The following is a 24,890-nucleotide window of genomic DNA, read 5'->3' on the forward strand; positions in this document are numbered from 1 at the left end:
CCAAGACCTTTGTGCACCCGTTAAACAGGGCGCGTGCTGACTTCGCCGTAGGGAAGCTCAAGCGTGCTTTTGTCGGGAAGTTCGATGACGAGTTTGAAATCGGAGGTAATATCGATCGCCTTGGCGCGAACGCGCGAACCGTTGTGCGTGATGACGAGGGGCTTTCCTAGAAGAAAGCAGCGGTGTCGGTACTCCTCGTAATACGAGCGCGACTCGATATCTTGGTACAGATCCCAAAACTCAATCAGAATCCGGGCGGCAAGTTCGCTTCGCACGGCACCTTGCCCATCGTCTATGAGGGCTCCCGCAACGTCGATGAGGTCGGCGGGGAAGCCGCCTTGGGGTCTCTTGACGTTTATTCCGATGCCGAGCACGGCGTGCTCGAAGCGTCCCGATTCCATATCGATGGAGCCCTCGGTGAGGATGCCCGATACTTTTTTGCCTTCGCAGTAGATATCGTTCACCCATTTGATGAGCGCTTGTTTGCCGGTAACGCGCTCGATGGCCCGAGCTCCTGCGACGGCTGCGGCGGTCGTCAGGTATTGCGCTTGGTCGGCTTGCAGGCGGGGGCGCAAAACGATGCTCAGGTACAATCCCGTCGAAGCAGGCGAGTAAAATGATTTTCCAGGGCGGCCTTTTCCCTTCGTCTGTTCTTCGGCGATGATGACCGTGCCTTCGCGCGCTCCTTCGAGAGCCCGTCTTCGGGCTTCCGAATTCGTCGAATCAACGCGCTTGCGCACGGCGATATCGAAAGGGTGATCGCATGGAAGATACCGTCCGATGCTCTGAGGGGAGAGAAGGTCGTTTTCTTGGGAGAGCGCATAGCCTTTGTTGGTTGCGGCTGTGATGGTGTAGCCCTCGCGGCGCAGCGACTCGACGGCTTTCCATACCGCATTGCGGCTGACGCCGAGGGATCGGGCGAGCTTTGCGCCCGAAATATGCTGGCCTAAGCTATCTTCCAGCATTCGGAGCAGTGTGTCTTTGGTCGATGTCATGCGCCCTTCCGATCGGTATACGCATGGTAGGAGAGCGTCCGTTTCCTGTCAACGTTACTAGGGGGCAACAGGTGACAATCGGACTGGCTCGGGCTATGCGCAAGCCAGTCCGATCGATGCGCGCGGGCTTCGATGCAGGGGCGGTTTAGCAACGGGGGCTCGATGCGACCCTTTCAATAGCGTCGAACACCGAAGACAGCGCGGGGATGTCGACCCTGAGCGCAATGCGCACGAATCCTTCTCCCGCCGCTCCGAATGCGCTTCCGGGGATAACGGAGATGCGCTCCCTCGCGAGCAGCTCGGCGGCGAATCCTTCGCTCGTAAAACCGGTCTTTCTGATATCGAGAAACAGGTACAGGCTGCCGCTTGCAGCCGCCGCATCCAAGCGCTCGATCCGCCTGACCCTGTCGAGTGCATAGGCCATGCGTTTGCCGTAAACCTCATGCACGCGTCCCTCGATCTCCTTTCTCAACCGAAGGGCATGCAGCGCCGCTCGCTGCGAAACGATGGGTGCGGTGAACACGTTGCCCTCGTTGACTTTGCGCATGGCGGCGATGACGTCGGCGGGAGCGACGACGTATCCGATTCTCCATCCGCTCATGCAGTAATCCTTCGAGAACGACTTGACGGTGGCAACGCGCCCCTTTGCCTGCTCAAGCTGGGCGAAGGGAACGAAGGGCGACCCGAAGTCGTAGGCGGTGTAGATATCGTCGGCGATGAGCAGCAGATCGTGCCGCGCGCATACGGCGAGCAGGGGTTCCATATGCGTGCGGGTCAAGCACGCGCCGGTCGGATTGCAGGGCGTATTGACGATGACGGCCTTGGTCTTCGGCCCGATCGCCGGTTCGAGGCTGTCGACATGGGGGATGAACCCCTGATCGGGATCGGTTTCGACGATGATCGGCTTGCCGCCTACAGCCTTGATCTGATCGGGGTAGGGCGGGAAGAACGGCGAAAAGACGACCACTTCGTCATCGGGGTCGATGATGGCGGAAAGCAGCAGCCACATCGCGTGGCAGCCGCTTGCGGTAACCATGGCCTGGCCGTTTTCAACGACGATGCCGTAATCGTCGCGCCAGACCGAGCGGATCGCTTCGAGGAGTTCGGGATCGCCGAGGGCGGGTGCGTAATGGGTGAAGCCGCGCTTTGCATCCCCGAAAGCCCCTGCGATGACGCGCGGGTCGGTATCGAGATCGGGGTCGCCGAGCGATAGGTCGATCACTTCGTCGAGAAGGGCCGCATCGGACGCGGCCATCATGGCTTTGAGCCCATCGCTTCCGAGCACCCGTTGCGAAGAAAACCGTTTCATGCTTGCTCCCGGTCTAATCGAGGCTGTCGAGGAATTCGGAAACGAGTTCGAGGCCGCGTTCGAGCTGCGCGGTGTCGGCGGCGAAGCAGTATCCGATGCGCAGCCATCCGTCCATATCCATGGCTGAGCCGGGAAGCAGAAGCACGCTCTTCTCGTCGAGCAGCCGCTTGCAGAACGTTTCGCTATCGATGTCCGCGTCGTAGCGCAGGAATGCGGTTGTGCCTCCCTGCGGTTTTACGTATTCGATGCGCGGTTCGGATGCGACCCACGCATCGAGGACCGCGGCGTTGTCGGCGACGATCTTGAGATTGCGGCGCAAAAGAGCTTCACGGTTCTCGATGGCCATCGTTGCCAGATAGTCGTCGATCATGCCGCAACTGATCGTGTTGTAATCGCGTCTGTGGCTGATGCGCTCCACGAGTTCCTGCGGAGCGGCGACCCAGCCGAGTCTGAGCCCGGCAAGCGAGAAGGTTTTCGAGAACGAACCGACGCTCACCCCCTTTTCGTAAAGGTCGGCCATGGCGGGGGCGAAGTTCTGACCGTAGGGAGCGTGCGTCAGGCCGCGGTAGGCTTCGTCGCAGAGCACCCAGGCATCGTGTTCGCGTGCGATGGCGACTATTTCGCGCATGAACGCTTCATCCATGACCGCTCCCGAAGGATTGTTGGGGTTGTTGACGCAGATGAGATCGACTCCGGCTTCTGCGAACGCGCGCATCTCGTCAAGGTCGGGCAGAAAGCCGTTTTCGGGCTTGAGCTGGCAGATGCTTACCGTTGCGCCCAGCGATTCGGGGATCGAGTAGAGCTGCTGGTAGGTTGGCAGCACGCTGATGACGCGATCCCCTGGTTCGACGAGCGCGTTGATTACGAGGTCGTTTGCGCCGATGGCTCCATGGGTAATGGAGATATTGGAGATGTCCATCGTTTCGTACAGGCCGCAGATGCCCGACCTGAGGCGATCGGATCCTTCGATGGCGCCGTAAGTGAGTTGCATCGACCGGATGTCATCCCAGACATCGTCGCCTCTGCCGGCGAGCGCCACCAGCTCATCGACGGTAAGCGATTTCACGCATGTTTCGGCAAGGTTGTACGTGCAGTCGTTTTCGTAGGCGTTCATCCACATTTCAACGCCGAAGTCGCGGATTTTCATCGGTATCCTCCTATGGAACGATTTGGTTTTTCATCAGGATGTTCGTGCATTTTGGGGCTTTGCCCGAGCCGGCGGACGTGGCGAATGCGGGCGGGGCTGAGGCCGAGGAAGGAGTCGAGGGGCTTCGTCGTTTGAAGCGGGTTGACGCGGTGCGTTCCGCGTCTGCCGAAGGCTTGTTTGCGCGGAAGGCGGAAAGGGAAAGAAGCCGAGAGCTGCTTGTTTCCAGACAGGGTTTTCCCGTGTGCGGAAAGCGGTTTGGGCGGTGCAGGGAGATTGTCGATCGGTGCTGAAAAAGGCATGAATCGTAGCGGCGCGAGCGCCGCCGGTTAGCATACTTGTTCTGACCTCATATCTGATCCTTTCATTCGATTCGTGCAGACACGACCCATTATAAGCCGATCGCCACCGCAATGGGAGCCCGGATTGGAAAACGCATTACCTATAGGAAGCTATGGAATCGAGGGGAGCTGCGGGGCCGGCGTTTCTTGCGAAACAGGTGAACGTATGTAACAGATACCCCGTTTCGGTTGAGAAATCGCTTCCTTTCCCCTACAATACACTATTGAACAAAGTGTTGATTATTGATCTAAATGTTCATTATTAAGATGAGCAGGGGCAATGCGCATACGGTGCCGTGCAGCCTGCGGAAGGAAGGTGTCATGGCCGAAGCCGCAGCGGCGCTTGATCGCGCAACAGCGGAAGGGCTGGCGGGAATCGAAGGCAGGCGGGTCCCCGTCGCATGCACGGTCGACAGGCGCATCACGCGCTCGAAGAAGGCGCTGCGCGATGCGCTCATCGTGCTTATGGAAGAGCGCGGGTTCGATGGCATCACCGTGAACGACCTGTGCGTCCGCGCCGATTTGAATCGGGGCACGTTTTACAATCATTACCAGGATAAGGAAGACCTCCTCGAAACGTTCGAGGACGAGATCATGGAAGAGCTCGATCGCTTTCAGGCCAAGATGAAGGACCTGAGCTTGAAGGAGATACTCTACTTCCAAGTTAAGAAGAAGCCCCTTCCGTTCCTCGTAGAGCTGTTCGATTACCTGCGCGAAGAGGGCCGTTTCCTCCATGCAGTGCTCGGGCCGGGCGGCGATGTCGGCTTCGGTCCCCGTCTGCGCGATTCGGTATGCGGCAACCTTATCCAGTCCATCCTCCACGAACGCTATCGGAACGATCCAACTCCGTTCGTGAACTACTACATTGCGTTTTTCGCATCCGCCTACCTCGGCGTGATCATGCAGTGGATCGAAACGGGTATGCGGGAGAGCTCGGAGGAGATGGCGCTCATCGCAATGAGGCTTCTTTTCATCAAGCCAGGCGAATCGATAAAGCTTTAGACAAGCAGTCAGTATGCAGCTGAAGGAGAAAATCGTGACCACCGAGTCCGTACAACAGGGAAACGAAATCCTGCACATCGGCATCGATGTGGGGTCGACCACCGTGAAGCTGGCGATTCTCGACGACAAGAACGCCGTCCGCTATTCCATATACCGTCGTCATCATGCCGACGTGCGTGCGACGATCATCGAGGTGCTCGAGGAGGCGGCGCGGGAATACGGCGATAAAGCCATGACCATCGCCATCACCGGATCGGGCGGGCTGCTGCTTGCCCAATGGCTCGGCATCGAGTTCGTCCAGGAAGTCATCGCAAGCAAGACCGCAGTTGAAACCTTTATTCCCAAGACCGACGTGGCCATCGAGCTCGGCGGTGAGGATGCGAAGATCATCTACTTCGACCAGGGTATCGAACAGCGCATGAACGGTACGTGCGCAGGCGGTACCGGCGCGTTCATCGATCAGATGGCGGCGCTGCTCAACACCGATGCGGGCGGCTTGAACGAGCTCGCTCAGAACCATACGACCATCTATCCCATCGCGAGCCGCTGCGGCGTGTTTGCGAAAACCGATGTGCAGCCGCTTTTGAATGAAGGTGCCCGCAAAGAGGACATTGCGGCATCCATCTTCCAATCGGTCGTGACCCAGACCATCTCGGGCCTTGCGTGCGGCCGCCCCATCCGCGGCAACGTCGCGTTCCTCGGCGGCCCCTTGCAGTACCTGCCCGAGCTGCGCAAACGTTTCTACGAAACGCTCAGCCTCGATGACGAGCACACCATTGTTCCCGAAAACGCCCATCTGTTCGTTGCCTGCGGCTGCGCCCTGGCGGGCCACGAAGCAAAGGCGGAGCGCCTTGAGGACGTGGTCGGAAGGCTGAAAAACCTCGGCGACATCCAAGGTTCCGAGGTGGTCAGGCTTGCTCCGCTGTTTGCGAGCGAAGCCGATTACGCCGAATTCAAGGAGCGCCACAGCGGCGAGCGCGTGCGCCGCGGCGAGCTTATGGAGTACGAAGGGGTGGCGTATCTCGGCATCGATGCGGGATCGACTACCTTCAAGGCTGCGCTCATCGCGGAAGATGGAAGCCTTCTTTGGACGCATTATGCGAGCAACAAGGGCGACGTGCTCGGATGCGCGAAGTCCGCTCTCGCCGATATGTACAATGCGCTTCCCGTCGATGCCGAAACGGGCGAACCGCTCGTGCGCATAGGGCATGCGACCGTCACCGGTTACGGCGAGGGGCTTTTGCTCGAGGCGCTGCGCGTCGATTCGGGCGAAATCGAAACGGTCGCCCACCTGCGCGGCGCCCAGGAGATGCTGCCCGGTGTCGAGTTCATTCTCGATATCGGCGGTCAGGATATGAAATGCCTGCGCGTCAAAGACGGCGTGATCGACCACATCATGCTCAACGAGGCGTGCTCGTCGGGTTGCGGAAGCTTCATCGAGAGCTTTGCCACGGGTCTCAATCTCGATGTCGCGAAGTTCGCAAGCACGGCCATCGAGGCGGAAAACCCCGTCGATCTTGGCAGCCGTTGCACCGTGTTCATGAACAGCCGCGTCAAGCAGGCGCAGAAAGAGGGCGCGACGGTTGGCGACATTGCAGCTGGCTTAGCGATTTCCGTCATCAAGAACGCCCTGTTCAAGGTCATCAAAATTCGCGATCCCCACGATGTGGGCGAGAAGGTCATCGTGCAGGGCGGCACCTTCCTGAACGACGCCGTGCTGCGCGCCTTCGAGCAGCTCTCCGAAGTGAACGCGGTGCGCCCCGACATTGCGGGCAACATGGGCGCCTACGGTGCCGCCCTCCTCGCGCGCGATCGCTACGACGAAGACGTTCTTCGCATGGGCAGCCGCGGGACCGTGGAAACATCGATGCTATCGCTTGCCCAGCTCGAGAGCCTCAGCCCGACCCACCGCACGGTTCGCTGCAAGGGCTGCTCGAATTCATGCCTGCTGACGGTGAACGATTTCGGTAAGGATGAGGCGACTGGAAAACACCGCCGTTTCATTACGGGTAACCGATGCGAGAAGGGTGCGGGAACGCTCGACGAGAGCAAGAACGTGCCGAACCTCTACGAGTACAAGAGCAAGCGGCTGTTCGACTATGCGCCGCTTGCGGCCGAAGAAGCCCCTCGCGGATCGGTCGGTATTCCGCGTGCGCTCAACATGTACGAGAACTACCCGTTTTGGTTCACGTTTTTCACCCAGCTCGGATTCCGCGTGGTTCTTTCCGACCCCTCGACCAAGAAAACCTACGAGGCGGGCATCGAATCGATGCCGTCCGAAAGCGTGTGCTACCCGGCCAAGCTTTCCCACGGCCATATCATGAACCTGCTCGACAAGCACCCCGATTTCATCTGGTTTCCCTGTTCGAAATGGGAGCGCCAGGAAGACGAAGGCGCCGGTAACCACTTCAACTGCCCGATCGTTGCAAGCTATCCCGAAGCCCTGCGCCTCAACGTTGACGAGCTGCGTGATTCGGAAACGGTGTTCCTGAATCCGTGGTTGCCTTACGATCAAAAAGAGCACCTCAAAAAGCGCCTGTTCGTGGAGCTTGTCGAAGAGCATCCCGAACTCATGGGCGCAGGCGTTGCGGCTCCGACGCAGGCCGAGGTCGATGCCGCAGTCGATGCGGCCTGGGCCGAAGACGAAGCCTTCAAGCGCGACATCCGCGCCAAGGGCACCGAAACGCTTGCCTGGATGGAGGAAACCGGTACGCACGGCATCGTGCTGGCCGGCCGTCCGTACCATAACGACCCCGAGATCAACCATGCGATTCCCGAGCTTCTGACCAGCTTCGGCCTTGCCGTGCTCACGGAAGATTCGGTTGCTCATCTGGGAACGCTCGAGCGGCCGATCCGCGTGGTCGACCAGTGGATGTACCATACGCGCCTCTACGCGGCCGCGAAGGTCGCCACGGAGCGCAAGGACCTCGATCTCATCCAGCTGAATTCGTTCGGGTGCGGGCTCGATGCGCTCACGACTGACCAGGTGCAGGAGATCCTCGAAGCGGCCGGCAAGGTGTACACCGTGCTCAAGATCGACGAGGTATCGAATCTCGGAGCTGCGCGCATCCGCGTTCGGAGCCTGTTGGCCGCGCTGAAGGACCAGGCCGACGAAGAGGCGGAATCCGCAGACATGAACCGGGGCTGTCCGGCGGCAAGCGCCATCCTCGAATCGCTTTCGGTTACACCCGAAGCCGCGCTCGACAAGAAGACCGGGGCGACCGAAGGGCGGATCGCTTCCGAGCTCGCGGGTGCGCAGGTCGTTCCCGATACGTTTACCGAGAAGGCCGACCCCCAGGCTGCCGAAGCCCTCAAGCAGCGCGAGGGCTCGCCGACCGAGTTTGCACGCGTGCAGTTCACCGAGGAGATGAAGGAGCAGGGCTATACCATTCTCGCCCCGCAGATGGCCCCGATTCACTTCGAGCTTCTGATCGATATCTTCCACAGGTTCGGATACAACCTCGAACTGCTTCCCTCGGTCGATCACGGTGCGGTCGATGCGGGCTTGAAGTACGTCAACAACGACATCTGCTATCCGTCCATCCTTACGACCGGCCAGGTTATGGAAGCGGTCATGAGCGGACGCTACGACACCGACAAGCTGGCCATCATCATCACGCAGACCGGCGGCGGCTGCCGTGCAACCAACTACATCGCTCTCATCCGCAAGGCGCTCAAATCGGTGGGACTCGAACATATCCCGGTCATCTCTCTTTCGTTCAAGAAGCTCGACGAAGAGAATCCGGGCTTCAAGATCACGCCGAAGATGCTCTTGCAGGCGATCTACGCGCTCTGCTACGGCGATCTGCTCATGATGTGCCTGTACCGCACGCGTCCCTACGAGGTTGAGAGCGGCAGCGCGACGCGCCTGTTCGACTACTGGATGGACACGTGCAAAAAGCAGCTGGCCAAGGGTACGACGCGCGGGGATTTCAAGCGCACCGTCCGCAAGATCGTCGAGGATTTCGATACGCTGCCGCTTGAGGGCGAGGGCACCAAGCCCCGTGTCGGCGTGGTGGGCGAGATCCTCGTCAAGTTCCATCCTACGGCGAACAATCAGATCATCGACGTGATCGAGCGCGAGGGATGCGAGGCTGTCGTTCCCGGCCTGATCGAGTTCTTCCTGTTCGGCATCGCAGGCGCGATCTTCCAGAAAGATCCGCTCGGGCGCAGTTCGAAGGGGGCGTTCGGCAGCCGCATCGCGCTCAAGGTGCTCGAGAAATTCCGCTCCCCGGTGACGAAAGCCCTTGAGAGATCGAGCCGATTCGAGCCTCCCGCGAGCATCTACGAGCTCGCCGAGTATGCAAGCGAGATCCTTTCCCTGTGCAACTCGATGGGCGAGGGATGGCTTTTGACGGCCGAAATGGTCGAACTCATCCGTACGGGCGCGCCGAACGTCGTGTGCACGCAGCCCTTCGCGTGCCTGCCGAACCACGTGGTGGGCAAGGCGGTTATCAAGGAACTGCGCCGTCGCTATCCCGAAAGCAATATCGTCGCGGTCGATTACGATCCGGGCGCTTCGGAGGTCAACCAGCTCAACCGCATCAAGCTGATGATTTCGGTTGCGAAGGCGAACCTCGCTGAAAAGGTGGGCGAGGCGAAGGCGACGCGCGACGCGTTCGTGAAATCCGAGAGGCCGGCACCGGAAAGCGAAGCTGTGGGTAACGTGGAATACGAAACCGAGAAGGCGTAAGCGCTACACGGAATCAAGCTGTCTCGGCTAATCATCCAAAGTGCACCTGTCGGCGCATCAACGGGCCCCACGCGTTGATGCGCCGATATACTATGAGCAAAAAGCTTATATTTGAGGTACCATAAGGGTGATGCTGTTGCTCGGCGATTTTGCCGACCGATCAGGGATGGCCGACGTGAAGAAAGCTGCGAGAAGACTCGATGTGTCCGTCGATTCCGGGTTTCGCCCCCGGTCTTCGATGCTGACGCGGCGCTCTTTCGCAATGCTGGCCTGCGCTGCCCTGGCATCGGGGTGCTTTCCTTCGCTGAGCGGATGCTCTTCGGGCAAGAACGTCGTCGTCGACGCCCCCGAAGTCGAAGAGGCTGCCGTCCGTCTCACGTTTTTCGGATTCAAGTACGAATCGCTGAACGTCGTCGCCATCGAGGGCATTCTGCGCGCTTACATGGACGCGCATGCGGATGTATCCATCGTTTACGAGGGCGTTAAGAGCCGCCCCTATTTCGACGCCCTTGGAAAGCGCCTCTCGTCTGGCTTCGGCGATGATGTGTTTATGGTCGACCATGATACGGCGCTTGCGTTCGAGGAGGCGGGATACCTCGCCGACCTCTCGGATCTTCCAACGATCGACCTGATGAGCGATCTCGCTTTGGGGCAAATGCGATCCGAGGGCGTTATCGATTACGTCCCCACTTCGATTTCCGCATTCGGTTTGTACTGCAACACCGACCTGCTTGCATCTTACGGAATCGATGTTCCCGAAACCCTTCCCCAGTTCGAACGGGCCTGCGAAGCGTTCGCTGCGGCAGGGGTCGTTCCCCTTGTCGCCAATAACGACATCTCGCTCAAAACGGTGGCCATCGCCTGCGGTCTCGCTTCGGTTTATGCGAGCGACGGCGAGGCGGCCATCGCATCCTTCAACGACGATCCGGCGTTGCTCGCCTCTGCCCTTCGCAAGGGGTTCGATGTTGTCGAGCGCATCGTCGCCAACGGCTGGGTGGATGCCCCGCTTGCGCTCGAAACGGAAAAAACAGCCGATGACCTCGAGCAGTTCGCAACGGGCGCCTTTCCGTTCATGCTCACCGGGGCATGGGCCGCTGCTCGCATGCGCGATCTGGCTCCCGAGCTTGCCTTTGAGGTGCATCCCTATCCCGTGCTCGACGATCGATCGGTTCTCGTCGTGAATGTCGACACCCGCGTGAGCGTGAACGCCGACAGTCCGCACGTGGACGAGGCAAAGGATTTCGTGTCGTTTTTCACGCAGCCGGATTCGATCGAGAGCTTCGCGGGCAGCCAGTGCTCGTTCAGTCCGCTGAAGGGCAATGCGGCTCCCGGGGAGCCATCGGTGCAGCCGCTTGCCGCGGCGTTCTCCCAGGGCGGGGCGGTTATCGCCTCGGACGACAATCTGCGTTTCCCCATTTGGGAAAACGCGCGCCAGTGCGTCGTGGCGATGCTGGGCGGCGCCACCGCCCAAGAGGCCGAAGCGATGCTTCTTTCCCTGATTACTGCAGAAACCGGCGATGCTTCGTGAAACTGCGCGCGTCGGTTACCGTGACAACCGTTTTCGTTACTCTGTGCATCGTGGCGGGGTTGCTTGCGTTTGCGGCTTTCGTGCACGATTCGCTGTGGGAAAAATCGGTGACGGATATCCTCGAGGTGACGACGCAAGGCCAAAACGCGCTCGATACGTATTTCGAAAAAGACCTCGATACACTCGATCTGTTCGCTGACGAGCTGGCTGCGCAGAGCTCTTCCGATGCAGAGATCGTCGACGAGAAGATCGCGCTGTTCGACGGAAACGATAGCGAATCGACCTATCTGTGCGTTGATCTCGAGACGGGGGAAGTGCGGCGAACCAGCAGCGGCGACCACGCGGTAACGATCACCGAAGAGCAGTTTGCCGAGATCGAACAGCATGCCGAGCGCGGCGTTCAGGATCCGTTTCTCGACGAGGCTACCGGAGTGAAGTCGATCGGCGTCTACGAGAAGTTCACGTTTGCCGACGGGGTGCCGGGGCTCGTGCGCAAGTCAAAACCGCTGCAGGAAGTCGCCGATCGGTATTCGCTGTCGTTTTTCGCCAACCAGGGGTTCTCGTATGTTGTGAACGCGGGGGGGGGCGACATCGTAATACGATCGGCTCATCGCAACAGCAACCGCACGATTACGAGCATTTACGATATCGTGGGTGAAGAGGGCAACGATCCTGAAGTGATCCAGTCTTTTCGATCGGCTCTCGAACAGGGAAAGAGCGGCGTGGCCCTGTTTACCTACCTTGGGGAAGACTACGTGTTCTGCTATGCGCCGCTTGACAGCACCGATGGCTGGGACCTCGTTTCGGTCATTCCGAACAACGTGGTCATGGAACAGGCGAATACGATTCTCGAAGCGACGTTCGCCCTGTGCGCCGCCGTGCTCGTCGGGTCCGTTATCGTGCTTGCGATGTACTGGCGCACGAGCAGCACCCATCGCAGGGAAATCGAGCGCATGGCCTATTTCGACAAACTGACGGGGCTCTACAGCAGCAGCAAATTCGAACTTGAGGGCAACGCCCAGCTGAATGCGTGGCGCGAGCGCTCCCGCCGCTTCGTCGCCTCGGCCGATGCGACGGGCCATCGTGCTGCCGGCGGTTTCGCGGTTGCTTATCTCAACATCGCCGACTTCAAGCTTATCAACGATGTCGATGGCTATCGCCGCGGCGACGAGGTTCTTTGCGAAGTCGCAGCCATTCTCAAAGACGTTTGCGGCGGCGATGGCTTTGCCAGCCGTACTGCCGCCGATCATTTCATCATGTTCTGTTCGTGCGGCAAGCCCGCCGACATGGTTGCGCGATGCCGTGAGATCGTCAAACGCGCCGAGGACATAATCGCTGCCGGAAGGCCCCTTTCGCTTCATGTGGGAGTATGCTGTTCGGAGGATTCGCCGGATGCTGCGGTGAACGAGCTGACCGACCGTGCGCGCATGGCGAAAACCGAGGGTCGGCAAACGGGAGAGAACGTGTGCATGTTCAACGCCTCCATGCGCGATGCGATGCTGCGGAAGGCCGATATCGAGGCCGCTATGGAGGCCGCGCTGGCTGCGGGTGAGTTCTTCCCGATGATCCAACCGAAGTTCAGCACCGATGGCACGTGCGTTCTCGGCGGCGAAGCGCTTGTGCGATGGAGCAGGCCGGGGGAGGGCGTAGTGGGTCCGATAGAGTTCATTCCTCTTTTCGAGCAGAATGGATTCGTTCTCGAGCTTGACGAGTACGTGTTCCGTGCGGTTTGCCGCGATCTGAAAACATGGATCGACAAAGGCAAACCCGTTGTCCCCATCTCCATCAACGTATCGCGACTCCATCTGTACCAGGCCGATTTCGTGGCGAGGTACATCGGGATCAAGGATGAATACGGCATACCCGACGGCATAGTAGAACTCGAGTTTACCGAAAGCATGGTGCTCGAGGATATGGATAGCGCAATCGATGTGATCGATCGGTTGCGCGCGGCGGGATTCGGCTGCTCTATCGATGATTTCGGGTCGGGAGAATCGTCGCTCAACGCGCTGAAGGATCTGCCCGCCGACGTTTTGAAGCTCGATCGCGCCTTCCTGTTCGATCGCACTGCTTCAGACAAGGGCAAGGTCGTGGTGAAAACCATCATCGACATGGCGCAGAAACTTGAAATGAAGACGGTCATGGAAGGCGTCGAAACCTCCGAGCAGCTCTCGTTCATCCAGACCACCTCGTGCGATATGGTCCAGGGATTCGTTTTCTCGAAGCCGCTTGCGGTTGAGGAGTTTTACCGGCTGCTCGATGACGGACGGTAGAGCCGACGCCTTTCTGCGTTCGTTTAGGCTTTGTCAACCGCCTCCTTGACGGCATCGCCGGCGTCGTGGGCGACCGTTTTCGCAGCTGCCGACGCCTTCGAAGCCTTTTCCTTCGCATGGGAGACGGCTCGGGTTGCTTTTTTCTTTGCTCCGCCGATTGCATTCGAGGCGCTTTCGGCCATCGCTCCGGCGGTTTCTTTCGGCCCGTTGCCGAAGATCTTCGATCCCACGATAAAGGCTGCGCCGATGGCGGCTGTAAAAATGAGTACGTTTTTCATAGTGTTCCTTCCGTTGTTGCTTAGAACCGCATGGTGCTGCGTGCGGAGATGGCTTTCGCTCTGCGGGCGAAGAGCCTTTGGAAAAAGCCTTGCTTGTAAGTCCAGAGGTTGACGGCGAATGTTCTCGATACGGGGTCGTACATGGCTCCTCCTTCCAGGGCTGCGTCGGCAACGGTGCCGAAATCGTTTATCAGACCCTATCAGATCGTGGCTGGCCAAACGGTCTGGCATATCGATTGGAGATGAGGTGAAAGCCGTCTGTGAAGGAGCCGTTGGCTAATGCGGCGAGCCGATACCGTATCGTTGCCAGGATGTCGGGCCGCCGTCTCAGGCGGACAAACTGTTTCCTTTGGCCTGCGCCGCCATGCGCGCGGACTGACGCCGGGATGGCTTTTCTTCGGTGGCGAGTCCTATGATGCGGCCGCTGCGGTAGCGGATGGGGCGCTGTTCGGCGGGCTGGTGCGATGGGCGGGCTCGAACAGGCAAAGCGGTGGGGGTTCGAAAGGCAAGGCGGGCGCCCGTAAGAGTTTCGCTGTTCGGGCGCCCGTGCTTCTTTGTTGTTCGTGCGGCAGTTTCGCGTCGCGTCGCCGATTCGGCTTGCAAGCGGATTTACGCGTCGTGCTCGGCGAGCCACTCGTCTTTGCGGTAGCCCTCGGCGTTCTTGGTTTCCTCCCAGCTTGCGGGATGGCTGGGAACGAGGTCGCCGGTGAGCGCGTGGATGGTGGCGTAGCGCCCTGAGGTCATGCACGAGCCGCATGACATGTTGCCCATGTACAGCGACCAGTCTCCGTCGCCGCACATGTCGCCCGCGCCGAAGCCGACGGCGTAGAGGCCGACGATCGGATTATTCTCCGTGTCGACGACCTGGTAGTTGGCATCGACCTTGATGCCGCAGCACATGGCGGTGAGGCGGATCCACTGGTGGATTCCCCAAAATGGCGGCTCCACGATGGGGCTGAGGTACTTCTTCTCCTTGCCAAAATCGGTGTCTTCGCCCGATTCGCACAGCTCGTTGTAGCGGGCGACGCTCTCTTTAAGGTTCTCGGCGGGGATGCCGAGCTCTTCGGCCAGTTCGTCAAGTGTGTCGCAACGATGCGTATCGATGAGGTCGGTTATGACTCCCGTGGGATTTTCGACGGCGCCGGGAACGTACTTGAGCAGAGATTCGCGATCTGTCGGCTTGTAGCCCCATTCGGTAGCCGCCTCCACGTAGTTGTTGTCGAAGATGCGGCAGAATTTGCCGGGATCCTCGGCATCTTGGTATCGCAGCGTCTCGTCCCAATAATGCATGGGAACCTGCTCGTTCATGAATCGCTCGCCGTTTTCGTTGACGGCCAGAAACGGGATGTCGATCATCATGTAGGGGCCCGCGTCCATGTCGTGCATCTGCTTGCTGTGCCCGACGGGACTCATATAGCCGCCTGCCATCGCCGACATGAGGATGCCGTCGCCGGTCTTGTTCGTCTGTTTGCAGGTGAAGCGGGAGAGGTCGGGCGCGAAGCGCGAGATCATCGACTTGTTGTTCTGGTAGTCGCCCGTTGCGAGGATGACGCCTTTCGTCGCGTTGAATTTGATGTATTTGCGGTCTTTGGTTTGGCCTACAACGCCTGCAACGCGATCGCCGTCCATAACGAGTTGTACGCCGGGCGTGCTGTAGTACATGTCGGCACCAAGTGTTTCAGCGTAGTCGGCGAGCGCGCGCACGAGGTTTCCGTTGTTCTCGGGCTTTACACCGAATGCGTTTTTGGTCTGCGTGACGTAGTTTCCGTCGGCGAATTCGAAGTGGAGCGACCAGGAGTCGACGGGCGGATATCCGGCGGCCTTCGACTGCTTTGCCATCCACATTGAGGTTTCGCCCGAGTGATAGGCGAAGAAGCGAGCGAGGTCCATGTTCACGCGGTAGTTGCACGATTCGCGCCAAGCCTGAAGCCATTGCAAAACGCCGACTTCAGTTGATGCTTCGAGGCAGATGCCGCCGTCGCCGCCGCCTTGCGCGATGGCAGTGGATTCCTTTTGTAGGCAGGCGACGGTTGCGCCTTCTTCGAGTGCGGTCAAGACGGCGGGCATGCCCGCCGTACCCGCTCCTACGACGACGATGTCATAGGTTTTCTCTTCATCGAAGCTCGTGATCGGTTCGAGGATGACGCTCGAATCGTCGAAATCCGCCTGCGTAAAGCCTTCGGGAAGCGAAGACGTGTCCGAGTCGACGGTGGCGTTGGCGCTTTGGCTTGCAGCGCATCCCGTTAGGCCGAAGGCTGCTATTCCTGCGGCTCCCGCGACGGCGGCTCCCGTTGTCTTGAGAAAACTGCGGCGACTCTGGTTGAATTCCATGGTGCATCCCTTCCTTATGTACGATGACGATCGGTGTTGCATCTTGCGGCCTCCCACGGTTGGGACCGCATTCCGGTGCGCATTCATCATGCGAGGCGAGGCGTTGTCGAACCAGCTCCAGAAGGGGGCAACGCCCTCCCCCTAAAAGGGGTGTTTTGGGTTTGCGTACTTCGAGGTACGCAGAGAAGCGGGAAAAACGCTACACTTCGTAGCAGTGCAAGAGCAAGGAGGTGGGTGTGGCTTCTGGTGTTCGCGATCCGCAAGCGAAAGCCTCTCGAAGCAAAGGCGGGCTGTGGCTCCATTGGTCGTATTTCGGGCTTTGGACGCTTTATGTGTGGCGGCTTTGGGTGAGCAACAACAATTCGAATCTGCCTGACGGGTTCGTGTGGCAGGGTTTGTTCGGCGTTATGTCGGCTGTTTTCATCGTGGCTATCGGGATTGTTCTGGGTTCGGGCCGAGCGGGCAAGGTAGCTTTGGCGGTCGGGACGTTGGCTGCGTGGGCACCGGGGTGCTGCATGGCCGTTGCGACGGTGTTTGTGGCGATAGCGAATATGGATGCTGCGAATACGCTGTTCGGTGGTGCGGCCATGGTTGTGGGAGGCGCGGGGATTGCCGTCGCCTATCTGCAATGGGGCATTTTCTTTTCTCGGATAGACGTAAAGCGGGCAGTGCTCTATTTGTTTGGAAGTGGGATTATCGCGTCGGTTGCGAAGATGGCGCTGTTCTTCCTTCCGTCCGTGGCGAGCACTGCGGCGATAACCGTTTTGCCCCTCGTGTCCTCGTGGTGCATTGGACGCTCGTTGCGCCATGTTCCACCATACGAGCCCGTTCGCATTCGCTATAGTGCGAAAAACTATGCGAGCCTTTGGAAGGCGGTCATCGTGATCGTCGCTTTCAGCTTGACGAACGCCGTTCTTCTGGCGCTGCTCAAAAGCCCGGCGGAAACATCTTCACCGCTGATATTCTTCGTTGGCAGAGCCGTCGAGGTCGTATTCTCGACGCTCGTGCTTGTATGGGTGTTCAAATGGAACGGCTCGTTCGATTTCGTACAGCTTTGGCGGTTCATCCTGCTCGCGCTTGGTACGGTGTTGTTGATGAACGTGTTGCTTGGCGATTTCTACTACGAAGACGCCCTTATTTCGGCCTCGTTCAACTTTATCACTTTGTTCGTCTGGCTTACCTGCGCCGACATCGCCCGGCACAGCGATTTGAATCCAGTGCTCGTGTTCGCTTTCGGGTGGCTTGCCTATGCCGTGCCGTTGTTCGGCGGTGCAGTCGTTGTTCCCGCTTTCGCCTTGGGCCAACTAGGTGATTTCAGAGTGGCGTTTGTTCTCATGTACGCGATGTCGATCGTCGTCGCCGTATGTTTGGGCAATAGGGATTCCGATATGCGCTACATCTTCGCCGATCTCAATGCGCGTACGACCCCACCTGAGGATTTTGCTTCGATCGATGAGCGGTGCAGCGCGCTTGCCGAGCAGTACGGGCTCAGTCCCCGCGAGCTTGAAATCATGCAGATGATCTGCAAAGGCCGGTCGAAAGCCTATATTGCCGAAACGCTCTTCATCGCTGAGAGTACCGTCAAGGGGCACTCCAAGCATTTGTATGCGAAACTGGGCGTGCACAGCAAGCGGGAGTTGCAGGAGCTGGTCGAGGCATAGCTTTCGGGTGCTTTCCCTTGCGTTTTCCGTCGCAGGCGATTTCGGGGTGGCGTTCGTCCCCATGTGCGCGATGCTGGTCTCGCCAGCGCTAGCCGTGTCGGCCCGATCGCTTCGATCTGCACGGTTTTTGCCAGATTCATACATTTTTTAGCACCTGGTGCTGCCCCAAAGTGCGTTTGGGGGAAACCTACGATCCGTTTCCCCAGTTCATAGGAGCGAGAGAACGATACAGGGAAAGCAGGCTGAATCTGCGTGTATGAATCTGGCAAAAACCGTGCAGATTCGCCGCTTTCCGCTGCCGAGCCGCTTTCGGTGTGCGCTTGTTTATCGGTTCGGATCTCCGAGTCGCCGTCGGGCGCCTCGCGAGGTGGCGTCGGTATCGGCGCAACGGCGGAAGGATGCTCTTCGCTGCGGGGTTTGTTGCTCTTTTGCTGTATTGGGTGTTGCATTGTGGAGTCGTACCCGAAAAGAAAGGCGGTTATGGCTCGCGATTTCAGCAATCCCAAGAAGCTCGGCTTCATGCGTTTTCTGCAGGTGGTATTTCTTTTCAACATCCTGCTCACCTTGGCGTTGTCGGTGTTCCTCATCAAGGGCAACTACACGCTCGGGTTCGCAGACGTGCTCGATTACCTGAACCTCATCTTCGAGGCGATGAGCTTTTGGCTCATCTGGCAGCGCAAGCGCGCGGCGCGTGTGCTCATCATTTCGTTTTGCCTGTTCAACATTGTTATCGGTACGGGTGTCAACATCGGGGCGGGCACCTTTGACGTGCTCGACCAAGCGCTGCTTTCCTTCTTCGACATCATCCTGATCGCGTACTTCCTCACGTCGCGCCGCGCGAAGGCGGTGCTCACGGAGCCGTTCACCGCCGCCGCCAAAGGCGAGGAGCTCGAGCGCGAGATCGGCTACTATCGGCCGCGCACCTGGGAGTTTTGGCGCAACCTCATCATGTACTTCTGCGTGTTCAGCGTCGTGGGGCACTGGATGGAGGCAGCGTACTGCACGCTTATCAAATACGGCATCCTGCCGGGCATCTACGATCCCGCCTCGCAGATCTGGTCGGATTGGCTCTATCCCTTTCCCGTGTACGGCGTGGGTGCGGTGGCATGCGTGCTCCTGTTCTACCCCATCAAGAACGCGCTTGAGAAGCGCATCAGGAGCCGCGTGGCCCCGCTGCTCATCAGCTTTGTGATCAATGCGTTCGTGTGCACGCTCATCGAGTTGGTGATGGGCCTTGCGCTCAACATGGACTACGCGCTGTGGGACTACCGCGGCATGTTCGGCAACTTCATGGGGCAGGTGTGCCTGCAGAACGCCGTGGCGTTCGGCGTCGCGGCAACGCTCATGACGTGGGTAATCTACCCTGCGATGGAGTCGGGCTTGCGCAAGCTGCCGAAGGATGCGGTGAACACGGCGTTCGCGGGCATTCTGGTAGGGTTTGCCATTCTCGCATTTTTGTATCTTGCGACCTTCGCGTCTTCCGGCGTAGAGGTGTCTTCCGACGGCATGGATACCACGTTGACGCTCGATCTGGGCGGCAAGGAAGCGGAAGGCTGATTCGGATGCGGCTGATCGGGGGATTTGCGGCTAGCCCGCCCGCTTGTCCAGCCATTCGATTGCATCGCGGATGACGAGATCGCGGTCGAACTCGTTGAATATTTCGTGGCAGAGCCCTGCGTATACGCGAAGCGATTTATCCGTCGACGAGATTTCTTCGAACATGTCGAGGCTGTCTTCGGGGGCGACGAGCCCGTCGTTGCCGCCGTGAAGCAGGATCACCGGATCTGAAAATGCGGCGGCGTTCTCTTTGAGCCAGCTGTGCCCTTGATGCACGGCGCGCAAAAGGCCGACCGACATCTCTTTGGCGACGAACTTGTCCTCCTGATAGGCCTTCACGACCGCTGGGTCGGAGCAGACGCCGTCTCCAAGTTCGTTGGGCAGGTATGAGGCGCTATCGAGGGAGTCGTCGACGAGGGCAAGGCCTTTGTGATCGCGCGTCCATGCGCCGGAGAGCACGTAGCCGGAGAGCTTTTCCGGGTGCGCCGTGCCGTAGCTCGCCGCGCCGAAACCTCCCATGGAATGGCCGATCATGTAAATCGGCAACCCGGGAAACGCCCGCTTTGCCGCTTCGACGAACAGATCGATGTCCTTGACGATAACCTCGCGGTCGGCGAAGTACACGAGCTTTCCCATGGATCGCCCATGGCCGCGATGGTCGAAGCGAACCGTGGCATAGCCGGCGGCGTTGAGCTTGGCGACGAGGTAGTCGTATCGGCCGTAATGTTCGCAAAGTCCGTGCACGATGACGACAACGGCTTTCGGATCGCTCGGTGCATCGTTCTTTCCGCAGAGCAGAACGTTGTCGAAGGTCGCTTCGGTAAATTCTTTGTTCATTGCCACTCCTGTCGGGTCGGTGGATTCTCGAAGGATCCGGTGAAAAACGCACAGTGCAGATGCCGTCTGCTTTCGTTGGGTTCATTCTAGCGTATGGAAGCCGTGGTTATGCGGGCGGTTGCGGTGGCAATGGAGTGGTTTTTGTGCCACGATATGCTGATCCGATGAAAGGAGGCGGCAATGGAGTTGGAATCGTGCACGGCGGCATGTTTGGGCGACGGCCTGATGCCGCTTGCAATCGGCGGAGTCATCGTTGTCGCGCTTGTCGCGCTTGTGATCGCATTCGTGTTCATGAAGCGCAAGGGGTAAGGATACGTCATGTCGCAGACCGGTAAGCTCGTCATATGCCCAACGCCGCTGGGAAATCTCGGCGATATGCCCGCGCGTGCGCTCGACGCCCTGCGGGAGGCCGATACCGTATGCGCCGAGGACACGCGCATAACGGGCAGGCTCCTTGCCGCTTTCGAAATTTCGAAGCGGCTTGAGCGTCTTGACGAACAGGCGCTCTCGAGTCAGGCCGAGCGCATAGTCGATCGCGTGGCGTGCGGCGAGGTCATTGCGTATTGCAGCGATGCGGGCATGCCCGGCGTGTCCGACCCGGGGCTGAGGCTGGTCCGTGCCGCTCAGGAGGCAGGCGTGCCGGTAGAAGTGCTTCCGGGACCGACCGCCGTTGCCACCGCCTACGTGGCGAGTGGAATCGAGAGCGCCCGATTCTACTTCGGCGGATTCTTCCCGCGCAGGGAGGCCGAACGAACGGAGCTGCTCGAACAGCTCAAGCCGCTCGACGCCGCGTTGCTGTTCTACGAAAGCCCGAAGCGGCTTGCCTCGGCGCTTGCCGCGATCGCTCAAGCTTATCCAGAGCGAGAAGCGGCGGTTTGCCGCGAGCTTACTAAACTGCATGAAGAAGTGGTGCGCGATCGGACGGGAGAGCTTGCCGCTCGGTTCGCCGAGCGCGAGCGCGCGGGCGCTCTCAAGGGCGAGATCGTCATCGTTGTCGGCGGTCCTTCGAAGCGGGAAAGCGCGCTTGATGCGAAGCGGGCTCTCGATGCGGCACGCTTGCGTGCTTCCGAGCTCAAGGCCGAAGGCGGGCATACGAAGAAGGATATCGCCGCTGCCATTCAGGCCGAGTTCGGCATAACCCGCAACGATGCCTATGCCATTGCGATCGGATAGGCCGATTTGATGGACGCCTCGCTGGAAGGGCCGGTAGGCAGGCAGTTTGTACGCTACGTGACGCCGAACGTGCTCGGCATGATTGCCATGTCGGCCTATATCCTGGCCGATACGTTCTTCATTGCGAACGGGGTGGGGCCAAACGGGCTCGCGGCGCTCAATTTTGCAATCGTCGTATGGACCGTCATGCAGGCGACGGGCCTCATGCTCGGCATAGGCGGCGCGACGAAATTCCAGGTGTTCAAATCGCAAGGCGATGCAGACGCGGCGAGCCGCACGTTTTCAAATGCGGTCATGCTCGCGCTGTTCGCTGCCGCCGTGTACCTGGTTGCGGTCAACCTGTTCGCTGCCCCCGTTTCTTACGCGCTCGGCGCGGATTCCGATACAGTGGGCCTTACCGAAACATATCTCAGGGTTCTTTTCGGCTTTGCTCCGTTCTTCCTGATGAACAACGTGCTTTTGCCGTTTGTTCGCAACGATGGGAGCCCTCGGCTTGCGATGGGCGGCATGGTTTTGGGCAGCATGGCCAATATTGCGCTCGATTATCTTTTCATCATGGTGTTCGGGTGGGGCATGTTCGGCGCGGCGTTCGCCACGGGCGTCGCCCCGATGCTGAGCATGGCGGTGCTTTCTGTGCATTTCCTCAAGCGCCGCAACACGTTCGAGTTCGTAAAGACGTTGCCTGACGTTCGTTTGATGGGAGGCTTCGCTGTGCTCGGCGCCTCATCGTTCATCGTGGAGATCAGCGGAGGCGTCGTTCTGCTCATCTTCAATCTCATCATCCTTTCGTTCGAAGGTAATATCGGCGTTGCCGCCTACGGCATCGTTGCGAACATCGCATTCGTGGCAACGGCCCTGTTCGTGGGTACCGCCCAGGGGATTCAACCCCTTGCTTCGCATCATTATGCGCAGGGCGATGAGCGCAACCTCAAACGCGTTTTGCGGTATGCGTTGTTGACGGCTCTCGTCATATCGCTTGCTCTGATCGCGGTCGTCTGGGCTCTATCCGAGCCCTTGGCCGCTGCATTCAACCGCGATGACGATCCTCGTCTGACGGCGCTCGCCGCCGAGGGCATGCGGCTGTACTTTGCAGGCTATCTGTTTGCGGGCGCCAACATCGTTTCGGCGGCGTTTTTCAGCGCAGTCGAACAGCCGGGGCGCGGGCTCGCCATTTCGATCGGACGCGGATTCGTAGCTATCGTCGCATTCGTGTTCGCGTTCGCCGCGCTGTTCGGCATGGTTGGCGTGTGGATCACGTTCCCGGCGGCCGAAGCGGCAACCGCCTGCCTGACGGCGTACTTCCTTGTTCGGTTTTCGAAAGCGATGGGGTGTCGGCATGCTGGGTAGAAATGGAAGGGCGGATCGGGGCAAAGGCCCTGCGACTCATGCGCAAAGGGGCAGACGGCCCGTGCGAAGGGGCGCCGGCACAAAGCTCGAGGTTCGAGAGCTTCAGGTTGACGATCTTTCGGTGGCGCTGACCGTCAAGCGCATCAAGAACGTCAACCTCCGCGTGAAACCCGATGGAACGATTTCCGTATCCGCTCCGCCTTGGGTGGGAGATCGTCAGATTGCGGCGTTCGTGCGCGAAAAACGCGGCTGGATCGAGGCAAGAAGGCAGGCGGCTGCGGATTCTCCCCGAAGCCTTGCAGAAGACGCCTCCCCCGAAGAGGTTGCGGCGTGGCGCTCGGTTGTCGAAGCGGTCGTGCCGGCTCTTATCGGCAAGTGGGAGCCCGTTATGGGCGTGCGTGCGGGAAAAATCGCATATCGCAATATGACGAGCCGATGGGGGAGCTGCAACCCTAAGACGGGTCGGATCTGCATCAACGTACAGCTTGCCAAGTATCCGCCCGAGTGCCTGGAGTACGTGGTCGTTCACGAGTTGTGCCATCTGCTCGAGCGGGGCCACGGGCCGCGGTTCAAGGCTTTGATGGACTCGTTTCTGCCCGATTGGCGCAGTATAAGAGCGCAGCTGTGATCGTGAGGCGCCTCCTCGGGTTGTACCGCTGCGAGTGCACCTCGTCCGCATCTTTTTTGAATCCTGCCATAAGGCGAGCATTGCGGCGAAGCGCCAATTTCGTGACGGGCGGGCAACCGAACGGTTGGCAGCGGGAATGCCTGTTCATAATGATGATATGAAACGTGCTGCCGAAACATCCCGTCAAGCCGCAGAAGCGCAAACCGATCTTGCCGAAGGCGAGGTTTCTGACGTGCGTTTTGACGATGCCCCCATCGAAGCGGGAATGCCGAAACGCAAGCGGATGATCGTTCTCGGCGTCATGATAACGGGCACCTTCTTCGCTTCTCTTTCGCAAAGCATGCTCATTGCTGCGCTGCCGACCATCATGGAGCAGTTCGGCGTCGATGCGACGCTCGGGCAGCTGCTTACGACGTCCTATATCTTCACTCTTGGCTTGATATCGGCTATGACGGCTGCCCTTATCGGCAAATTCAACACTAAGTACCTGTTTATCGCTGCTATGGCCTGCTTCGTTATCGGATGCGCGGCAGCCTTATTCGCGCCGAACTACTGGCTTCTTCTCGGCGCGCGCCTTCTGCAGGCCGGGGGAGCGGGCGTGGCCCTTCCTCTTGTGCAGGTGGTTGCGTTATCGGTGTATCCGAAGGAGCAATACGGGCGGGCCATGGGGCTTGTCGGCCTCATCATCGGGTTCGCCCCCGCCATCGGCCCGACGGTTTCGGGCTTCATGATCGATTTCTGGGGATGGAAGTCGATCTTTCTGATCCTGGGTTCTATCGTTGCCTTCATCACGATGGCTTCGGCCTTTGTTCTCACCGATGCGGCGGAGCACGAGCGCGAACGGTTCGACGGGCTTTCGGCCGTACTGTACACGGTTGGATTCGTGTCTTTCATGATCGGCGTAACGGCGGCCGAATCGCTGGGGCTGGGTGACGTGCGCGCATACGTTTTTCCCGTCATCGGAACCGTGGTTCTGTTTGCATTTGCGCGCAGGCAGTTTAAGATCGAGAACCCGCTGCTGAAGCTGCGATGTCTGAAAAACAGGCAATTCGGCATCGCGACTGTGCTCGTCGTGGTTACGCAGATCGCGCTTATGGTGGGAGCCATTATGGTTCCACTGTTCGTGCAGGACATTCAAGGGAAAAGCGCCATGGAATCGGGCCTGACGATTCTTCCCGGCGCCCTGCTTCTCGGTTTTCTGAACCCGCTTACCGGGCGCCTGCTCGACAAATACGGGCCCCGTCCGCTCATCGCTGCGGGATGTGCGCTTCTTATCATCGGCACGCTCGTGTTCGTGAAACTGGGGACGGGGGCTCCCGCCTGGATCGTGACGGTATCGTACGGCATCCGCATCGTAGGCGTTGCCTGTCTCATGATGCCGATGACGGCGCATGGATGCGCGGCTCTTCCCGCCGACGATCTTGCCCAGGGCACGGCCATCATGACATCGTTTCGGCAGGTGTTCGGGGCGATCGGCAGCTCTATTCTCGTTGCCGTCATGACGGGAAACGCCGAAACCGCTACCGGTATCGATCTCTTCGGTTTCGGGGTGAGCTTCGAGGTGCAGGCCGCTGTCGTGTTCGCAGGACTCGTCATCGGGCTTGCTTTCATTCCTCGAAAAGATAAAACTGGCGTAAGACACGCCTGAGGAAAGCGAGCGATATGGGAAGCGATAGACGGAGCTTGATGGAAAACATGGCCTTGGGGGCGTGGTGCGACGTTGCGGAAGAGTCGATCGAGAGAGATCTCGAGCGGGCTCGCGCCCTGGCCTGCCGCTTCAACAGCGAACAGGG

General features: G+C 59.4%; 18 protein-coding genes. 11 read left to right on the plus strand and 7 right to left on the minus strand.

What is annotated here, in order from left to right; genetic code table 11:
- Positions 1–20: 20 nt before the first annotated feature.
- The 3 genes from C1719_RS02620 to C1719_RS02630 form a co-directional block, all read right to left on the minus strand.
- Positions 21–995: a biotin--[acetyl-CoA-carboxylase] ligase gene (locus C1719_RS02620; RefSeq protein ID WP_245874283.1), complete on the minus strand. Its 975-nt coding sequence runs from the start codon at positions 993–995 to the stop codon at positions 21–23.
- A 145-nt stretch (positions 996–1,140) separates the two neighbouring features.
- Complete coding sequence (locus C1719_RS02625; RefSeq protein ID WP_102373662.1) at positions 1,141–2,304, minus strand: aminotransferase class I/II-fold pyridoxal phosphate-dependent enzyme; 1,164 nt, start codon at positions 2,302–2,304, stop codon at positions 1,141–1,143.
- 13 nt (positions 2,305–2,317) lie between these two features.
- Entirely contained in the window at positions 2,318–3,451 is a 1,134-nt protein-coding gene (locus C1719_RS02630; protein ID WP_102373663.1) for an aminotransferase, read from the minus strand.
- 659 nt (positions 3,452–4,110) lie between these two features.
- On the opposite strand from C1719_RS02630, the gene C1719_RS02640 reads away from it, so the two are divergent.
- The 4 genes from C1719_RS02640 to C1719_RS02655 all read left to right on the plus strand — a co-directional run bounded on the left by C1719_RS02640 (position 4,111) and on the right by C1719_RS02655 (position 13,285).
- Positions 4,111–4,791 (plus strand): TetR/AcrR family transcriptional regulator, encoded by a 681-nt coding sequence (locus tag C1719_RS02640; protein WP_102373665.1) that lies wholly within the window; start codon positions 4,111–4,113, stop codon positions 4,789–4,791.
- Between the two features lie 13 nt (positions 4,792–4,804).
- Entirely contained in the window at positions 4,805–9,484 is a 4,680-nt protein-coding gene (locus C1719_RS02645) for a 2-hydroxyacyl-CoA dehydratase (protein ID WP_102373666.1), read from the plus strand.
- A 175-nt stretch (positions 9,485–9,659) separates the two neighbouring features.
- The gene (locus tag C1719_RS02650; protein ID WP_245874285.1) at positions 9,660–11,012 is read left to right on the plus strand and encodes an ABC transporter substrate-binding protein; all 1,353 of its coding nucleotides are present in this window, start codon (positions 9,660–9,662) and stop codon (positions 11,010–11,012) included.
- On the plus strand, positions 11,009–13,285 hold the full coding sequence (locus tag C1719_RS02655; RefSeq protein WP_102373667.1) for a putative bifunctional diguanylate cyclase/phosphodiesterase: 2,277 nt from the start codon (positions 11,009–11,011) through the stop codon (positions 13,283–13,285). Before C1719_RS02650 ends, C1719_RS02655 begins: the two co-directional genes overlap by 4 nt.
- 23 nt (positions 13,286–13,308) lie before the next feature.
- Here the strand turns inward: C1719_RS02655 and C1719_RS02660 are convergent, their stop codons facing one another.
- From C1719_RS02660 to C1719_RS02665, 3 genes are all read right to left on the minus strand, one after another.
- Positions 13,309–13,563, minus strand: a complete 255-nt coding sequence (locus C1719_RS02660) for a hypothetical protein (RefSeq protein ID WP_102373668.1) — start codon at positions 13,561–13,563, stop codon at positions 13,309–13,311.
- 20 nt (positions 13,564–13,583) lie between these two features.
- On the minus strand, positions 13,584–13,706 hold the full coding sequence (locus C1719_RS16155) for a hypothetical protein (RefSeq protein ID WP_281255964.1): 123 nt from the start codon (positions 13,704–13,706) through the stop codon (positions 13,584–13,586).
- Between the two features lie 466 nt (positions 13,707–14,172).
- On the minus strand, positions 14,173–15,894 hold the full coding sequence (locus tag C1719_RS02665) for an FAD-dependent oxidoreductase (protein WP_102373669.1): 1,722 nt from the start codon (positions 15,892–15,894) through the stop codon (positions 14,173–14,175).
- A 236-nt stretch (positions 15,895–16,130) separates the two neighbouring features.
- Here C1719_RS02665 and C1719_RS02670 point away from each other — a divergent pair, with 236 nt between their 5' ends.
- Together C1719_RS02670 and C1719_RS02675 are read left to right on the plus strand one after the other, a co-directional pair.
- Positions 16,131–17,555, plus strand: coding sequence for a helix-turn-helix transcriptional regulator (locus C1719_RS02670; RefSeq protein ID WP_102373670.1), 1,425 nt, complete (start codon positions 16,131–16,133; stop codon positions 17,553–17,555).
- A 480-nt stretch (positions 17,556–18,035) separates the two neighbouring features.
- Positions 18,036–19,112 carry a putative ABC transporter permease gene (locus C1719_RS02675; protein WP_102373671.1) on the plus strand — a complete coding sequence of 359 codons (1,077 nt, stop codon included), beginning with the start codon at positions 18,036–18,038 and terminating at the stop codon, positions 19,110–19,112.
- Between the two features lie 30 nt (positions 19,113–19,142).
- On the opposite strand, the gene C1719_RS02680 is transcribed toward C1719_RS02675, so the two are convergent.
- Positions 19,143–19,949: an alpha/beta hydrolase gene (locus C1719_RS02680; RefSeq protein ID WP_102373672.1), complete on the minus strand. Its 807-nt coding sequence runs from the start codon at positions 19,947–19,949 to the stop codon at positions 19,143–19,145.
- Positions 19,950–20,129: 180 nt separating this feature from the next.
- On the opposite strand from C1719_RS02680, the gene C1719_RS16160 reads away from it, so the two are divergent.
- The 5 genes from C1719_RS16160 (at position 20,130) to C1719_RS02700 (ending at position 24,745) form a co-directional block, all read left to right on the plus strand.
- Positions 20,130–20,258 carry a hypothetical protein gene (locus C1719_RS16160; RefSeq protein WP_281255965.1) on the plus strand — a complete coding sequence of 43 codons (129 nt, stop codon included), beginning with the start codon at positions 20,130–20,132 and terminating at the stop codon, positions 20,256–20,258.
- Between the two features lie 9 nt (positions 20,259–20,267).
- A complete protein-coding gene (rsmI, locus tag C1719_RS02685) occupies positions 20,268–21,122 on the plus strand; it encodes a 16S rRNA (cytidine(1402)-2'-O)-methyltransferase (RefSeq protein WP_102373673.1) in 855 nt (284 codons plus the stop codon).
- Positions 21,123–21,131: 9 nt separating this feature from the next.
- Positions 21,132–22,469 (plus strand): MATE family efflux transporter, encoded by a 1,338-nt coding sequence (locus C1719_RS02690; RefSeq protein ID WP_102373674.1) that lies wholly within the window; start codon positions 21,132–21,134, stop codon positions 22,467–22,469.
- Between the two features lie 61 nt (positions 22,470–22,530).
- Positions 22,531–23,097 carry a M48 family metallopeptidase gene (locus C1719_RS02695; protein WP_245874286.1) on the plus strand — a complete coding sequence of 189 codons (567 nt, stop codon included), beginning with the start codon at positions 22,531–22,533 and terminating at the stop codon, positions 23,095–23,097.
- Positions 23,098–23,254: 157 nt separating this feature from the next.
- On the plus strand, positions 23,255–24,745 hold the full coding sequence (locus C1719_RS02700) for a DHA2 family efflux MFS transporter permease subunit (protein ID WP_102373676.1): 1,491 nt from the start codon (positions 23,255–23,257) through the stop codon (positions 24,743–24,745).
- The last annotated feature ends 145 nt before the right edge of the window (positions 24,746–24,890 follow it).

The sequence above is a fragment of the Raoultibacter massiliensis genome, from assembly GCF_900199545.1.
GTDB lineage: Bacteria > Actinomycetota > Coriobacteriia > Coriobacteriales > Eggerthellaceae > Raoultibacter > Raoultibacter massiliensis.

What these genes read in the sequence shown, in the direction of transcription:
- C1719_RS02665 (WP_102373669.1), bottom strand. Translation starts at nt 15,894, where the DNA reads ATGGAATTCAACCAGAGTCGCCGCAGTTTTCTCAAGACAACGGGAGCC.
- C1719_RS16155 (WP_281255964.1), bottom strand. Translation starts at nt 13,706, where the DNA reads ATGTACGACCCCGTATCGAGAACATTCGCCGTCAACCTCTGGACTTAC.
- C1719_RS02620 (WP_245874283.1), bottom strand. Translation starts at nt 995, where the DNA reads ATGACATCGACCAAAGACACACTGCTCCGAATGCTGGAAGATAGCTTA.
- C1719_RS02690 (WP_102373674.1), top strand. Translation starts at nt 21,132, where the DNA reads ATGGACGCCTCGCTGGAAGGGCCGGTAGGCAGGCAGTTTGTACGCTAC.
- C1719_RS02660 (WP_102373668.1), bottom strand. Translation starts at nt 13,563, where the DNA reads ATGAAAAACGTACTCATTTTTACAGCCGCCATCGGCGCAGCCTTTATC.
- C1719_RS02630 (WP_102373663.1), bottom strand. Translation starts at nt 3,451, where the DNA reads ATGAAAATCCGCGACTTCGGCGTTGAAATGTGGATGAACGCCTACGAA.
- C1719_RS02645 (WP_102373666.1), top strand. Translation starts at nt 4,805, where the DNA reads ATGCAGCTGAAGGAGAAAATCGTGACCACCGAGTCCGTACAACAGGGA.
- C1719_RS02675 (WP_102373671.1), top strand. Translation starts at nt 18,036, where the DNA reads ATGGCTCGCGATTTCAGCAATCCCAAGAAGCTCGGCTTCATGCGTTTT.
- rsmI (WP_102373673.1), top strand. Translation starts at nt 20,268, where the DNA reads ATGTCGCAGACCGGTAAGCTCGTCATATGCCCAACGCCGCTGGGAAAT.
- C1719_RS02700 (WP_102373676.1), top strand. Translation starts at nt 23,255, where the DNA reads ATGAAACGTGCTGCCGAAACATCCCGTCAAGCCGCAGAAGCGCAAACC.
- C1719_RS02680 (WP_102373672.1), bottom strand. Translation starts at nt 19,949, where the DNA reads ATGAACAAAGAATTTACCGAAGCGACCTTCGACAACGTTCTGCTCTGC.
- C1719_RS16160 (WP_281255965.1), top strand. Translation starts at nt 20,130, where the DNA reads ATGGAGTTGGAATCGTGCACGGCGGCATGTTTGGGCGACGGCCTGATG.
- C1719_RS02625 (WP_102373662.1), bottom strand. Translation starts at nt 2,304, where the DNA reads ATGAAACGGTTTTCTTCGCAACGGGTGCTCGGAAGCGATGGGCTCAAA.
- C1719_RS02640 (WP_102373665.1), top strand. Translation starts at nt 4,111, where the DNA reads ATGGCCGAAGCCGCAGCGGCGCTTGATCGCGCAACAGCGGAAGGGCTG.